Origin of the sequence: Pseudoalteromonas sp. meg-B1 (genome assembly GCF_003173795.1) — a bacterium.
In the GTDB taxonomy this organism is placed as follows: domain Bacteria; phylum Pseudomonadota; class Gammaproteobacteria; order Enterobacterales; family Alteromonadaceae; genus Pseudoalteromonas; species Pseudoalteromonas undina.
Genome location: NZ_QGQU01000008.1, coordinates 69,882 through 84,135, shown reverse-complemented (window position 1 = coordinate 84,135; position 14,254 = coordinate 69,882). Strand labels below are relative to the sequence as shown.

General features: G+C 39.6%; 10 protein-coding genes. 5 read left to right on the top strand and 5 right to left on the bottom strand.

The annotated features are described in order from the left end of the window. Positions 1-215 precede the first annotated feature (215 nt). Positions 216-1,709 (bottom strand): guanosine-5'-triphosphate,3'-diphosphate diphosphatase, encoded by a 1,494-nt coding sequence (gene gppA / locus DK924_RS18045; RefSeq protein WP_109875822.1) that lies wholly within the window; start codon positions 1,707-1,709, stop codon positions 216-218. A 45-nt stretch (positions 1,710-1,754) separates the two neighbouring features. Next, positions 1,755-3,032 (bottom strand): ATP-dependent RNA helicase RhlB, encoded by a 1,278-nt coding sequence (rhlB, locus tag DK924_RS18040; protein ID WP_010392673.1) that lies wholly within the window; start codon positions 3,030-3,032, stop codon positions 1,755-1,757. Positions 3,033-3,123: 91 nt separating this feature from the next. Between rhlB and trxA the strand changes: the two genes are divergently transcribed. Both trxA and rho read left to right on the top strand, forming a co-directional pair. Continuing rightward, complete coding sequence (gene trxA / locus DK924_RS18035) at positions 3,124-3,450, top strand: thioredoxin TrxA (protein ID WP_008109071.1); 327 nt, start codon at positions 3,124-3,126, stop codon at positions 3,448-3,450. Positions 3,451-3,638: 188 nt separating this feature from the next. After that, positions 3,639-4,898, top strand: coding sequence for a transcription termination factor Rho (rho, locus tag DK924_RS18030; protein ID WP_010392671.1), 1,260 nt, complete (start codon positions 3,639-3,641; stop codon positions 4,896-4,898). Between the two features lie 79 nt (positions 4,899-4,977). Here rho and DK924_RS18025 read toward each other — a convergent pair whose 3' ends face one another. Then, entirely contained in the window at positions 4,978-7,800 is a 2,823-nt protein-coding gene (locus tag DK924_RS18025) for a tetratricopeptide repeat protein (protein ID WP_109875821.1), read from the bottom strand. A 170-nt stretch (positions 7,801-7,970) separates the two neighbouring features. On the opposite strand from DK924_RS18025, the gene DK924_RS18020 reads away from it, so the two are divergent. Next, positions 7,971-8,552: a DNA-J related domain-containing protein gene (locus DK924_RS18020; protein ID WP_054202865.1), complete on the top strand. Its 582-nt coding sequence runs from the start codon at positions 7,971-7,973 to the stop codon at positions 8,550-8,552. An 8-nt stretch (positions 8,553-8,560) separates the two neighbouring features. On the opposite strand, the gene dbpA is transcribed toward DK924_RS18020, so the two are convergent. Then, the gene (gene dbpA / locus DK924_RS18015; RefSeq protein ID WP_054202866.1) at positions 8,561-9,949 is read right to left on the bottom strand and encodes an ATP-dependent RNA helicase DbpA; all 1,389 of its coding nucleotides are present in this window, start codon (positions 9,947-9,949) and stop codon (positions 8,561-8,563) included. Between the two features lie 193 nt (positions 9,950-10,142). On the opposite strand from dbpA, the gene DK924_RS18010 reads away from it, so the two are divergent. Beyond that, positions 10,143-12,218 (top strand): TonB-dependent siderophore receptor, encoded by a 2,076-nt coding sequence (locus DK924_RS18010; protein ID WP_109875820.1) that lies wholly within the window; start codon positions 10,143-10,145, stop codon positions 12,216-12,218. A 135-nt stretch (positions 12,219-12,353) separates the two neighbouring features. Further along, entirely contained in the window at positions 12,354-13,295 is a 942-nt protein-coding gene (locus DK924_RS18005) for a tetratricopeptide repeat protein (protein WP_010392665.1), read from the top strand. A gap of 21 nt (positions 13,296-13,316) precedes the next feature. Here the strand turns inward: DK924_RS18005 and DK924_RS18000 are convergent, their stop codons facing one another. Continuing rightward, positions 13,317-14,219, bottom strand: coding sequence for a DUF808 domain-containing protein (locus DK924_RS18000; protein WP_055013105.1), 903 nt, complete (start codon positions 14,217-14,219; stop codon positions 13,317-13,319). Positions 14,220-14,254: the final 35 nt, after the last annotated feature.

Genomic DNA, 14,254 nt, shown 5'->3' with positions numbered 1-14,254 from the left:
TCGAAAGTTTTCAGAACTAAGTTTTACTCGACTCACTGAGTAGCTCGTGCCTCGCTATGCGTTGCGCTCTGCCGTCTCAGTGGGGTCGCATTATAGGGAGATCCGAAAACAGATCAACCCTTTTTTGCAGAAAACTTGAAATAAATGACTGTTCGAACAAAAATACAACTAAAAGCTCATTTTAACCACTAAAAACTCTGCGAAAGCCGGATTAACTAACTCACTTTAAGTTTCCAACCGCATTTTTTTTGATACTTAATCTCTTGATTTAGCTCACTTGCCATCAATGGGTGGTTTTTTAACCAGTTATTTTCAAATTGAATCACTAACTCTTCATTCTCAGCTGTTATCTTAAAGTTTGGCAACACATCATCTTGTCGGCGCATAGATAAAATAACGGCAATACGTAATAGTCGAACCATATATGCGGTAACAATACTATGTACACCTAGATGATCTAAGCATCCCTTTTGAAGGTCCCAGCGATGACTATTAGCTATAGCAACGATCACTTTGTGTTCTGATTGTGAAAAACCAGGCATATCGGTATTTTCTAAGATATAAGCGGTATGTTTGTGGTACTGCTTATACTCTATTAATAAACCTATTTCATGCAGCTGCGCGACGGCATTCAAAAGCGGTAATCCGTTTTGTGCTTCAATCGGCCAATACTGACTGACTTCATTAGCTAACAGTACTGCTAAACTTGATACTCTAGATGCTTGCTTTTGATCAACATGATAACGGTTCATAAAACCATCAATAGTACGTTGGCGAATGTCGGTATTATGTAGCTCCGGTAGCATGCTATATAAAACACCTTCACGAAGAGCACCACCCGCTAACCCCATTTGTTCTATTTCTAGTGACTCAAACAGTGCAATTAAAATAGCCAGCCCAGATACAAACACTAACCGTCGCTCTTCACTTAACCCTGGTAAATCGAGTTCAGCTATTGTTTTGTAAGCTATGGATTGTTGTTTGATGGTATAGAGCTTTTCAAGGGTGAGCATTTCATTTAAATTTTGTGCCACCATAATTTCTTGAATAGCTTGCACTGTACCTGACGCACCAGAGGCAAGTTGCCAACCAGCTGTTTTATATTCAGGTGCTATTTTATCAACAACATTTCGCGCTGCTTTTATAGCAGCATTAAAGTTTGCTTCATTTAATTGGCAATCTTTAAAGTAGCGTTCGAGAAAAGTCACGCAGCCAATATTAAGGCTCTTATAGTGACGCGCTTCAAAGCCTTGGCCAATAACAACCTCGGTACTCGCTCCACCAATATCAATAACCAGCTGCTTGCCTGTACATGAAGAGGTATGTGCAACCCCTTTATAAATCGTTCGTGCTTCTAGCTCGCCGCTAATAACATTAACTTTATGTCCTAATATTTCTTCTGCACGTAGTTTAAAGTCGTCGGCGTTGGTTGCTAAACGAAGTGTTGCAGTGGCAACAATGGTGATGTTTTGCGCTGGAATATCTTGCAACCGCTCTGCAAACAAGGCCAAACACTCCCAGCCTCGTTGCATAGCCTCTAAGCTCAATAAATTATCATCATCAAGCCCAGCCGCGAGTCTTACTTTACGTTTGACGCGTCCTATTGTTTGCAGGCCGCCCGCCATTGATTTGGCAATAAGCATATGAAAGCTATTTGAGCCTAAATCAATGACTGCATATACATTTTTTTGCGGTTTAAGTTGCCCCACCGTTCAAAAACCTCTAGTTACAAATACAATCAAACTAACGGTCGGTTAAGACCGTCCTTTTTGGTAACCATTATTTGGGCGACGTCCGTTGTTATTACTACGATTACGTGGACCAGTAGAAAAATTACGTTTTCTATGAATAGTCGGCTTCGTTAAATCATCTAGCAATGCACTTTTATCGTAATGTGATAATGGAATGCTGTGCTCAATGTATTCTTCAATTTCATGAAGGTTATAAGCATATTGCTCACACGCAAAGCTAATTGCATGACCTGAAGCGCCTGCTCGAGCTGTACGACCAATGCGGTGAACGTAATCTTCGCAATCGTCAGGTAAATCAAAATTAAATACATGACTTACTTCTGGAATATGCAAACCACGTGCAGCAACATCGGTAGCCACTAAAAAGTCTAGCTCGCCTTTACTAAATTGCGCGAGTATTGACTGGCGTTTCTTTTGGTTTACATCACCGGTGAGCATGCCCACACGATGTCCGTCTGCTTTTAACCATGCATATACGGTTTCACAGCTATGCTTGGTATTAGCAAAAACAATGGCTTTCTCAGGCCATTCTTCTTCAATCAAGGTTAACAACAGCTTAATTTTATCTTCTTGTGAAGGATGAAATAGCTCTTCTTGAATACGTTTACCTGTTTTTACATCGGGCTCTATTTGCACATGCTCAGGGTTGGTCATGTGTTCAAATGCAAGCTCTTGCACACGATACGATAGCGTAGCAGAGAATAATAAGTTTAAACGCTCTGACGTATCTGGCATACGACGGAACATATAACGAATATCTTTAATAAAACCTAAATCGAACATACGATCGGCTTCATCTAGCACGACTACCTCAATTTCATTAAGGGTGTAACAGCCTTGCTTATATAAATCGATTAGGCGACCTGTGGTGCCAATTAAAATATCAACGCCTTTTTCTAGTTGTGCACGTTGTTTTTCGTAATCTTCGCCACCATATACTAAACCTAAGTTAAGATTACAGTGCGGCGCTAAAATTTTTGCATCTTTGTGTATCTGAATCGCAAGCTCCCGAGTTGGGGCCATGATCAGGGCTCTTGGATGTTTACTAGGTGCTTTGCTAGATTGTAATAACCGGTGGCACGTGGCAGTTAAAAATGCCAACGTTTTGCCAGTACCTGTTTGTGCTTGGCCCGCAATATCGCGCCCTTCACAAATAAAAGGTAGGCATTTAGCTTGAATGGGTGTGCAATATTCAAACCCACTTTCGGTTAACCCGGCAACCACTTCCGGTGCAATAGCAAAGTCTGAAAACTTTTTATCGGTCAAATGTGTCTTAGTCATAGCGTTTAAGCATAACGTTTAAACTTGCAATAAGAAACAAGAGTGTTTAAATACGCACTAAATATTTCGCCTAACTAAACCGGAGAGCGCAATGAGCGAGAAAATAATCCAAATTACCGACGATAGCTTTGAAGCTGACGTATTACAATCAGACAAACCTGTACTAGTAGACTTTTGGGCAGAATGGTGCGGACCGTGTAAGATGATCGCCCCAATTCTAAGCGAAGTTGCTGATGAGTTTGATGGCCGTGTAACTATCACTAAATTAAACATTGACCAAAATGCAGGCACACCACCAAAGTTTGGTATTCGTGGTATCCCTACACTACTACTTTTCAAAGATGGTCAAGTAGCTGCAACTAAAGTAGGCGCACTATCAAAAACACAATTAGTTGAGTTTTTAGAAAATAACATCTAATAAGTGTTAATTAAAAAAAGGGCTCTCAGCCCTTTTTTTATAATTTATTTTGCAGAAGTACTGGACGCTGCTGTAATGACCTGCTAGTTTATAAAGCCAACTAATCCTTAGTTATATTCAACGAACCTCACTCAACGATCTAATAAAGCGATTTTGAGTATGACAACTGTAATAAAGAACCCACCAATATGCATTTACGCGAATTAAAAGACAAGTCTATAAAAGAGCTTGTAAACCAAGCTGAGTCCATGGGGCTCGAAAACGTAGCCCGTTTGAGAAAGCAAGATATCATTTTTGCAATTCTTAAATCACACGCCAAAGGCGGAGAGAATATCTTCGGTGGTGGTGTTTTAGAAATTTTGCAAGATGGTTTTGGCTTTTTAAGATCATCAGAAGCTTCTTACTTAGCAGGCCCAGATGATATTTATGTATCTCCGAGTCAAATTCGCCGCTTTAGTATGCGTACTGGCGACTCTATTTCAGGTCTTATTCGTCCACCAAAAGACGGTGAGCGTTACTTTGCTTTGCTTAAAGTAAATGAAGTTAACTTTGATAAACCTGAAAACTCTCGCACTAAAATCCTTTTTGAAAACCTAACCCCACTTCATGCAAACGAACGTTTTCGTATGGAACGCGGTAACGGCAGTAAAGAAGATATTACCGCACGAGTTCTTGATTTAGCATCACCAATTGGCCGCGGCCAACGTGGTTTATTAGTAGCACCGCCAAAAGCGGGTAAAACAATGTTGCTACAAAATATTGCGCAATCAATCACACATAATCACCCTGACGTTACATTAATGGTTTTACTTATTGATGAACGCCCGGAAGAAGTTACTGAGATGCAACGCCTAGTAAAAGGCGAAGTTATTGCATCAACATTCGATGAGCCAGCTTCTCGCCACGTACAAGTTGCGGAAATGGTTATCGAAAAAGCAAAGCGCTTAGTTGAGCATAAAAAAGACGTTGTTATTTTACTTGATTCAATCACCCGTTTAGCACGTGCATATAACACGGTTATTCCATCATCAGGTAAAGTACTAACCGGTGGTGTAGATGCTAATGCGCTACATAAGCCTAAGCGTTTCTTTGGGGCTGCACGTAACGTTGAAGAAGGCGGTAGCTTAACAATTATTGCGACGGCGCTTATTGATACCGGCTCTAAAATGGATGAAGTTATCTACGAAGAGTTCAAAGGTACAGGTAACATGGAACTACACCTTAACCGTAAAATTGCGGAAAAACGTGTATTCCCAGCTATCGACTTTAATCGCTCTGGTACACGCCGTGAAGAATTACTCACTAAGCCAGATGAACTACAAAAGCTGTGGATTTTACGTAAAATAGTACATGACATGTCAGAAATTGACGCCATGGAATTTTTAATTGATAAACTATCGATGAGTAAAACCAACGATGAGTTTTTTGATTCGATGAAACGTAAGTAAGCTAAACTCTAGTTAAATCAACGTTTTTAAATAAAAAAGACACCAAATGGTGTCTTTTTTATTTTCAGAGTAAATTAATTTATTCGTATTTTTTAAACAGTGCCTGTAAGTTATTGACTAACGTTGTTAGCCTTTGTGTATTTATTTGTGGCTGAAGTAATTCATCGTCTAGCGCTTTTGCCGCTAAGGCTATGTCTTTAAACTCGAACATTTGTGCCGCCCCTAACACTCGATGGCTATCTTTTTGTAGTGCCTGATAATCAGCATCTTTAAAGTGTAGCTCAATAAGCTCGCTTTCTTCGGCTAGACTTTGTTGAAAGCTCGTTACTAAATCACTCATATCAACATGAACCTGCTCAGTTGATACCTCTGTATTTGCAGCATTTAAGTATTTTGCTAGCACAGTATAAAAAGACTCTTTATCGATTGGCTTTGCTAAATAGTCACTAAAGCCAAGTGATAAATAGTGGTCAATCTCGTGGCTCATGGCATTGGCCGTTAATGCTAAAATAGGCTGCTCATAACCACATTGCTTGAGTAGTTCAAACGCAGAAATACCATCCATAACAGGCATTTGAATATCTAATAGTACTAAATCTGGGTATAGCTTTAAACTTTGTTCTACTGCTTGCTCACCGTTTTCAACGGCAATCACTTCTAGCCCAAGAGAATGTAAATAACGACTGATCAGTTTGCGGTTATCACTGTGATCTTCAGCAAGCACCACCTTACCCGATAATAATCTGTGTCGCTCATCTGACTTAGCTTGCTGATCGTCATGGCAAACTTGCTCTTCAACTTGTATACAAGGCAAATAAAATGAAAACTCACTGCCTTTTTTAAACTCACTCTGAACACTTATGTAGCCACCCATCATCGCCGCTAATTGCTGCGACAAGCTCAAACCTAGTCCTGTGCCACCAAAACGTCGGCTAATACTGTTATCTGCTTGGCTAAAACACTCAAAAATAAGTTTAAGTTGAGATGAGCTCATGCCAATCCCAGTGTCTTTAATCGAAAAGAGTAACCCTTGCTCGGTTTTATTAACACCAATAGTTACTTGCCCTTTATGAGTAAACTTAATAGCATTAGCACATAAATTAATAAGAATTTGTTTTACTCGCGTTAAATCTAATCGCGTAAAATAGGATTTTTCTAACTGGCAGTCTAAAACTAACGATAAACCTTTCGCTTTAGTTTGAGGAGAAAACATAGCGTGAATATCGTTGATAAGCTTCACCACATCAAAACAACTAATATTAAGTTCTAACCGGTTTGCCTCTATCTTACTTAAGTCCAACACATCATTAATCAAGCTTTTTAAATGCTCACTTTGACGTTGTATTACTCTAAGCTCATCTTGTAACTGTTCCGGCTTGTATAGACCATTAATAAGATCATCAGTTTGTGCCAAAATAGCAGTTAACGGTGTTCTTATTTCATGGCTTATATTCGCTAAAAACTGGCTTTTCACCTCGTTTGCTTCACGTAGCTCTTGCGCCACACTTTGTAGCTCTTTAGTACGCTGTTCAACTTGTTCGCTTAACTTTAACTTAGCTTGCTTTTCTGTTCGGCGCTTATAAACAGCAATTACCGTAATTAAAATTAATATGGCAACAATCACCAACAAAAACGTTAACTGTGAACGCTTAGCTATTTGCAATTCTTGTAAGTATTGTTGTTGTTTTAATTGTTTAATTTCTTGGTTTAGCTGATTCGATTCAAACTGGATTTGAAATTGACTGACCGCTTTTGAAGCTTCTTCGGTATTCACACTACGCTGATAATCAACGTACTGTTGGTGTAAATTTAGCGCTTTTTCATAATCCCCTAAGCTCGCATTTATTAGTGCTTCAATTCCTAAGCCATCTTTAATACGCATGCCATTATTGTACTCTTTGGCAAGGGTAATTGAGTGCTCTGAGGTTTGTTTGGCACTTTGCGTATCACCTTGTACAAATTGAACAATTGACAACACATGTAAAGCTGCCGCTAATAAAGACTTATTATCCGCTTCTATTGCAAATTGTTGGCCCGCATTAGCGTGATAAAAGGCAACATCAAATTTATTTAGTTTAAGGTTGATGGTGGCTAAGTTTGTATGCTTGGTAGAAAGTTGAAACGCATTATTAACGCTTTGATAGTAACGTAAGGCCAACTGATTATAATGCAGTGCTAATTGGTACTGTCTCGATTCTGTGTACGCCACCCCCATATTACCGTATGCTTGGGCAACACCGTCTTCATCGCCAAGTTCTTGAAAAACTTTTAAAACCTCACGGTACATCTCAAGAGCTGACTCATATCGAGAGAGACGAATATAAATACCGGCAATATTATGTAATATATCGGCCTTATCTTGTGCGCTCCCCTCTTTTTCATAAATTACTTTGGCTTGCTGATAATAATCAAGAGCTAGCTCCATGTTATACATATCAAAATAAGCAAGCCCGATATTACTAAGTAAATTAGCCTGTTTTATCGGACTTTTAAGCGCAATTGCGATGTTTAACGCGCGGCTATAATCAACGACCGCTTGTTGCACTAACCCTTGATAATAAAGCACAACTCCTTGCATTTTAATCGCACGAAAGAAAAGTTTAGGCTGATCTTTTAACGTACTATTGGTCTCTAGCAATTTAAAATATTTTAGTGCATTGGCTAAATCACTTTGCGCAAACGCCAGCTCAGCTAAATCGCTATAAATAGTAATGCGTTGTAAATTTGGAACATCAGGGTTCGATAAGATATCGGTTGCAAGGCGATGCTTTTCAGGCCATGCTTGTTCAAGATTAAACTGCTCAAACAAACTTGGCTGCTCATTTGATAAAGCGTCATTTGATGCACTACTTAAAACAGCCAAAAGGCCAATAAAGCAGATGCGCTTTAACTGAGTCAGCATAAAAATATCCTTAAATCCTTGCTAGCCATAACAAAACGACACCCAAACCAAGTATAAACATCTAATTTAGACCAATTCAAAACAGGCACTCACGCCCACTCCTTGGGGTTTAATGTTATTTGGGTATATGATAATTTATCCAAGATACACTAATTAATAGATTGTAAACAATGCTTAACCCTCTGATAGATGAGATTTTTGAACTATTAATCAATAAAAAAGTGTGGATGGTTCATACTTTAGCATCTGAGTTAAAACAACGTGGGTTTCTTGATACTTTAGCTGCCGAGCCTGAGCGCGACCTATTTAAGCGCAATTTTTTAATTATGAATGCGCTTTATCAGCTACAACAGCAATTAATGCCAAAACAACAATTAGTCGTTAAAAGCTTACATATTGAACTAGTAAACAGTTCCAGTTATAACCAACTACATCCTAACGATCCACTACGCGACTATTATTTAAACTGGCAAAATTTTGAAACATCTACGGATGAAGTCAAGGCGTTATTAGATAGCTTTTGGCAGCAATTTAGTAGGCCTACTTATCGCGAAATTCCACTGAGTAATGAGCAGCAACAACAACTGCTGGTGCGTTGGCAATTAACATCGCCAGTCACACTAAAAGAATTACAAAAGCGTTGGCGACAACTTGCAGTGCAGCATCATCCAGATAAACAAGGGGGTGACAATGAGGTGTTTAAACAACTAAAAATAGAATATGAGCAACTCAAGGCGAGTTGCTCAGATTAGATCGAGAGTTAACGCGTTAGCCGACGAGCACGAATTTTACGTCCTTTAATATTACCTTCGGTTAATTTGCGTAACGCTGGTTTAGATGAGTTACGCTCTACCGCAACAAATGCCACGTTATCAAGTACGTTGATTTTACCAACTTGGCGCCCAGCAACACCGTCTTTTCCGGTTAATGCGCCTAAAATATCACCCGCGCGCACTTTTTGCTTTTTGCCTGCATCTATCATCAGCGTCACCATTTCAGGTTTGTATGGCGGCTTATCTAGTAGGTTATAAGATGGCATTGGCTCAGGAGTAAAGTCACGCTCGTAATGGTCGCCAATTTGAGCCACTTTAAATTGCTCTGCCTCACCATAAATAGAACACGCAATCCCTTTTTTACCTGCTCGTCCTGTACGGCCAACACGATGTACATGAGTTTGTGGATCGTGAGCTAAGTGATAGTTAATCACCATGTCCATGTCATCAATATCTAAGCCTCGTGCAGCTACATCGGTAGCCACTAAAATAGACGCACTCTTATTCGCAAAATGAATCAGTGTACGCTCACGGTCACGCTGCTCTAAATCACCATGCAGTGCCACCGCACTAAAACCTTCATCGGCTAAATCATCACATACTTGCTGCGTTTCAACCTTGGTATTACAAAACACCACACAGCTTTGCGGGGTAAATTTAAGAAGTAACAGCTTAAGCGTTGGATAACGCTGTTTATTATTATCCATTTTGTAGAAGTATTGCTTAATCGTGCTTTTTTCTTGCTGCTCTTCTACTTTAATCATTTCTGGATTACTAAGTACACGCTTAGCAATAGCTTCGATTGATTTTGGAAAAGTAGCACTAAATAACAACGTTTGACGATTGGTTGGAATGCGATCAATTATGGCATCGAGAGTGTCTTGAAAACCCATATCAAGCATTTGGTCGGCTTCATCAAGTACCAGAGTTTCAACATCATCTAAACGCAATGTACCTTTGCGAATATGATCGTCAACTCGCCCCGGTGTACCCACAATAATATGTGCACCATGTTCGAGTGAACCAATTTGCGGCCCAATTGAAACCCCACCACACAAAGTTAAAATCTTAATGTTATGAATACCACGCGCTAGTTTACGCATCTCAACCGCCACTTGCTCTGCAAGCTCACGAGTTGGGCATAATACTAGCGACTGAATACGAAAGCGTTTTACATTTAGCTTGGCTAAAACGCCTAAACTAAATGCCGCTGTTTTACCTGAGCCTGTTTTGGCTTGGGCAATAATATCTTTGCCACTTAAAACAGGCGGTAGGCTTTGCGCCTGTACAGGCGTCATTTGGGTGTAGCCAAGCGTTGATAAATTATCAACTAACCCTGAAGGTAAGGCCAACGATGAAAAAGCAGTTGCAGTCACAGTAAATTCCATAGCAAAAAATAACTTGAGAAAAGTCTCAATTAATATGCGGCTAATAATAGCAGAATTAACAATTAGCAACCATTAGCAACGTACGATTAAAAGTTGCAATAAAGATATTGCAAATGATAGTTGTTTTCATTAAGATCTGCGGCGTTTTACTACTCTAATAATTCTAAGCCGGAAGCCACTAATGAAACTTAACCCTCTTTTTATTGCACTTTTAGCCAGCACCTCTGCAAATGCATTTGCCAACACCGCAAATATAGAACGCATTGAAGTTAAAGGTAGCTACTTCAACGACTACAAAGTAGATAATGCCAGTGGGGCAATGAGAACCTCAACCTCATTACTCGATACCGCACAGTCAGTTACCGTAATCACTGACACAATCGTTAATGAGCAACTAGCAACCACTCTTGGTGAAGTATTGACCAATGATGCTAGTTTAACTGCAGGGTCTAAACAACGAAACAGAGAAGTATTTAACTTACGTGGTTTTCAATTAAGCTCATCAACCGGCTACCTGCGTGATGGCCACCAGCATTGGTCTCACTACCAACAACCCATTGAAATTTTAGAGCAAGTAGAAGTTATTAAAGGCCCTTCAAGTATTTTGTATGGGCAATCAGGTCCTGGTGGCCTAGTTAATATGGTAACTAAAAAGCCAACTGCACAAACGCTATTTAGTGCCAGTGCCGATGTTGACCAACATGGTTCAACTCGCTTTATGCTTGATGCTGGCGGCGCACTCACCGAGTCTGAAGATTTACGTGCCCGTGGTGTATTAGTAAAACAAGATGTTGAATACTGGCGAGAATACCAAAATGGTGATAACCGCGAACGCGATCGCTTCTTAGGTGCCTTAGTGGTTGATTACGATATTAGCGATAATGCCCTAGTACGTGTTCATTATGATCGCACTGATGATGAAGCAGGCTTAGATACTGGCGCTTGGATAGATAATGATGCCAACATTATTGGCGATGACAAAACAATTCGTGATATGTCATGGGCCTTTACCGACATTACTGTTGAAAACATGGGTATTGATTTCAAAGTATTTTTAACCGATAACTGGCAAGTAAATTTAGGCTACAATGAGCAAACGTTTGAACGCCAGCGCTTTGAGTCAGCACCACGTAAGCCAAGTGACTTTATCGAAGGTGATAGTTACCAGTCACGTCCTTACGATCGCTTCGATGATTGGCAGTTTAAAACTGCTTTTATTGACTTCATTTGCGAATTTGAAACAGTGGGTTTACATCATCAATTACTTGTAGGCGTTAACTCACTGGATTATTACTACGGCCAATTACGCACATCTGCTGATACGATTAATTTTTCTGCCGATCAAAATGAGCCTAATCGCCCAAATATAAGTTACAAATCAGATGACACTATTAGCTCATCTGCTTACGACTACTACGGGATTTATATCCAAGATTTAATTTCATTCTCACCAGAATGGCAACTATCGCTAGGTGGTCGTTACGATAAACAAAGTAAAGAAAACAGCAATAGCGAATCGTTCGTACCTAAAGTTGGTGTACTTTACCATCCAAATGCCTCTGCAACTGTTTATGCAAGTTACTCAGAAGGATTTGAGCCGCAAAACGAAACATTAGTAAATGATAAAGATGTTAATAACGGTATGAAGCTCGATGCTATTACCTCTGAGCAAAAGGAAATTGGGGTGAAATGGCAACTGTTTGATGACCGATTAATGCTTAGCGGTGCCTTATTTGATATTAGCAAAACAGGTACCTTAGTGAGCGAAGATCTTATTAACCCTATCGGTGATATAACCAGCATCACCACGCAGGCAGGTGAGCAACGCCATAAAGGTTTTGAGCTTGCTGCTCAAGGTGCTGCAACTGACCGTTTATTTGTTATGGCATCAACCATGTATTTAGATGCTAACTATGAGCGTGATGAAAAATTAGAGGGCAAACGCCCTACTGATGCTCCAAAATGGTCTGCCTCTTTATGGACACGTTATGAACTCAATGACGCTGTTGCTTTTAATGCAGGTGCGTTCTACGAAGGAGAGCGTTTTGCTGATAACGCTAACACCGTAACAAAAGAGGGTTATACTCGTGTTGATATTGGCGCAACCTACAAGCTTAACTTAAATAACAACGATATTAACTTACGTTTAAATATTGAGAACTTATTCGATAAAAACTACCTAGCCGGTGGCGGTTTAAATAACGTTACCGTAGGTGAAGGCACTAGCGTACGTTTAGCTGCACAATTTAGCTTCTAAGCTGATTCTCTACAAAGCCCATATTAAAAAGTATGGGCTATATAAACTAATCCTATATGACATAATTACTTACAGTTTGCTGCTTTACTAATTTATCACTTGCTCTAAAGTTGTAAATTAACAAGGAGCCTTATTATGTTGCTTTTCAATACTAGTCAGTCATTCCCTCATTTTACACACGTTCAGTGCTGCCCCGACTGCAACAACAACAGCTATCACTTAGTTAATCAAAGCCGCTTTTTACGCTTTACCATTTTTCCTATATTTCCGATCAAGTTAAGCTATAAACGCGAGTGCTATCAATGCGGACATAGTGAGGCTATCAATATTAAAACGTTACCTCTGTTTGAAAAGCTTAGCCTACCAAAATACTGTATTGGATTAATTTTATTACTATGGGGGGCGTTATTTTTTTATCAAAAGCACCTCAACACTGAAGCACTAAAACAAAGCTATTTAACCTCCCCAAAAGCTTATGATACCTATTTAGTTAAAGCCGATAAGTTCACTCACGAACCATGGACACTCACTAATTTAAAAGTTGCGCAAGTACTCAGCTTTGATGAGCAATTTATAACGTTTCAGGTGAGTAATTACAGCTATAAGCGCACTAGTGCCATTACCACAGCGATGCGTGCAAGTTTATTAGTACAAAGAGATTACTTTTCTTCTCAAACTATTACTCTGCCTCGTAATGAAATAAAACGTTTATACGAAGATGACATTATATTTGACGTGCTACGCCCACAAGCATATTCACTTTATGGCGGGTTTGTGATGTTTCCACCTAAACCTAAACCTCTTTATAAAGGCTTAAAGCTCGATGAGAATAATCAGCAAGGGATTATTTACTATAAAGATAAGCAATATAACGAAGCGCTTGAAAGCTTTAACCTAGCAGCAAACTCAGGCTCACAATGGGGTCAACTAAATCTTGCTCAAATGTATCGTGATGGACAAGGTACAAAAAAGAACATTCAGCAAGCGATTTATTGGTATAAAAAAGCCATTGCTCAAGGTAATAGCAAAGCTAAATACGAACTTGAGCAACTATGCAAAACAACTCAGTGCGAATAAAATAAAGTAGCGTTACCACCGCTACTTATTTGCTTTAAATAACTTAGTATAAGCGACATGCGCAATCACAAGAACCAAACCAGCACCTATTCCTAACAGTCCGTCAAATACTAAAGGGGCTAGTATTTCTCCTGTGCTACCAGCAACCGACTGCGCATAATGAGTTACATCCACTTGGGTATGATGCAAAAGCTCAATTGCGTGTACTAAAATTCCACCACCCACTAAAAACATTGCCACTGTGCCCGCAAAGGCTAAAAACTGCATTAACCGTGGGGCTGCAGCTAATAAGGCTTTACCGAGTAATTCTTTAAACTTACTTGCGGAGAGTTTGGATTGATTAAGTAAATATAAGCCCGCATCATCAAGCTTTACAATCCCTGCTACCAGTCCATAAACACCAATTGTCATAATGATGGCAATCACACTCAATACCAGCGCCTGGTTCATTAATGTCGCCCCTGCGACCGTGCCTAATGTAATAACAATAATTTCGGCGGAAAGAATAAAATCAGTACGAATGGCGCCTTTAACTTTTTGTTTTTCATACTCTGCCAGGTCTAAATTTTCAGCACCTTCTGTCGCTTCTGCATGATGAGATAAAAATATTTTTTCTGCGCCTTCAAAACATAAAAATAAGCCACCTATCATTAAAAGTGGAGTAATTAGCCAAGGCAACCACACACTAATTAATAACGCAGCAGGGACTAATATGGCTTTATTTAAAAACGACCCCTTTGCCACTGCCCATACAACGGGCAGCTCCCTATCAGCAGTAACCCCAGTAACTTGCTGAGCATTAAGTGCCAAATCATCACCAAGTACTCCGGCTGTTTTCTTTGTCGCAACTTTACTCATGGTCGCAATATCATCCAGCAAAGTCGTTATATCATCCAGTAATGTTAAAAGGTTGGTGCCAGCCATGAAATTTCCTAACTAAAAATAAGATCTTAAACATA

Excerpts from the sequence above, each read along its gene's own strand:
- DK924_RS18025 (WP_109875821.1), bottom strand. The coding sequence starts at position 7,800 with ATGCTGACTCAGTTAAAGCGCATCTGCTTTATTGGCCTTTTGGCTGTT.
- trxA (WP_008109071.1), top strand. The coding sequence starts at position 3,124 with ATGAGCGAGAAAATAATCCAAATTACCGACGATAGCTTTGAAGCTGAC.
- DK924_RS18010 (WP_109875820.1), top strand. The coding sequence starts at position 10,143 with ATGAAACTTAACCCTCTTTTTATTGCACTTTTAGCCAGCACCTCTGCA.
- rhlB (WP_010392673.1), bottom strand. The coding sequence starts at position 3,032 with ATGACTAAGACACATTTGACCGATAAAAAGTTTTCAGACTTTGCTATT.
- DK924_RS18020 (WP_054202865.1), top strand. The coding sequence starts at position 7,971 with ATGCTTAACCCTCTGATAGATGAGATTTTTGAACTATTAATCAATAAA.
- rho (WP_010392671.1), top strand. The coding sequence starts at position 3,639 with ATGCATTTACGCGAATTAAAAGACAAGTCTATAAAAGAGCTTGTAAAC.
- DK924_RS18000 (WP_055013105.1), bottom strand. The coding sequence starts at position 14,219 with ATGGCTGGCACCAACCTTTTAACATTACTGGATGATATAACGACTTTG.
- DK924_RS18005 (WP_010392665.1), top strand. The coding sequence starts at position 12,354 with ATGTTGCTTTTCAATACTAGTCAGTCATTCCCTCATTTTACACACGTT.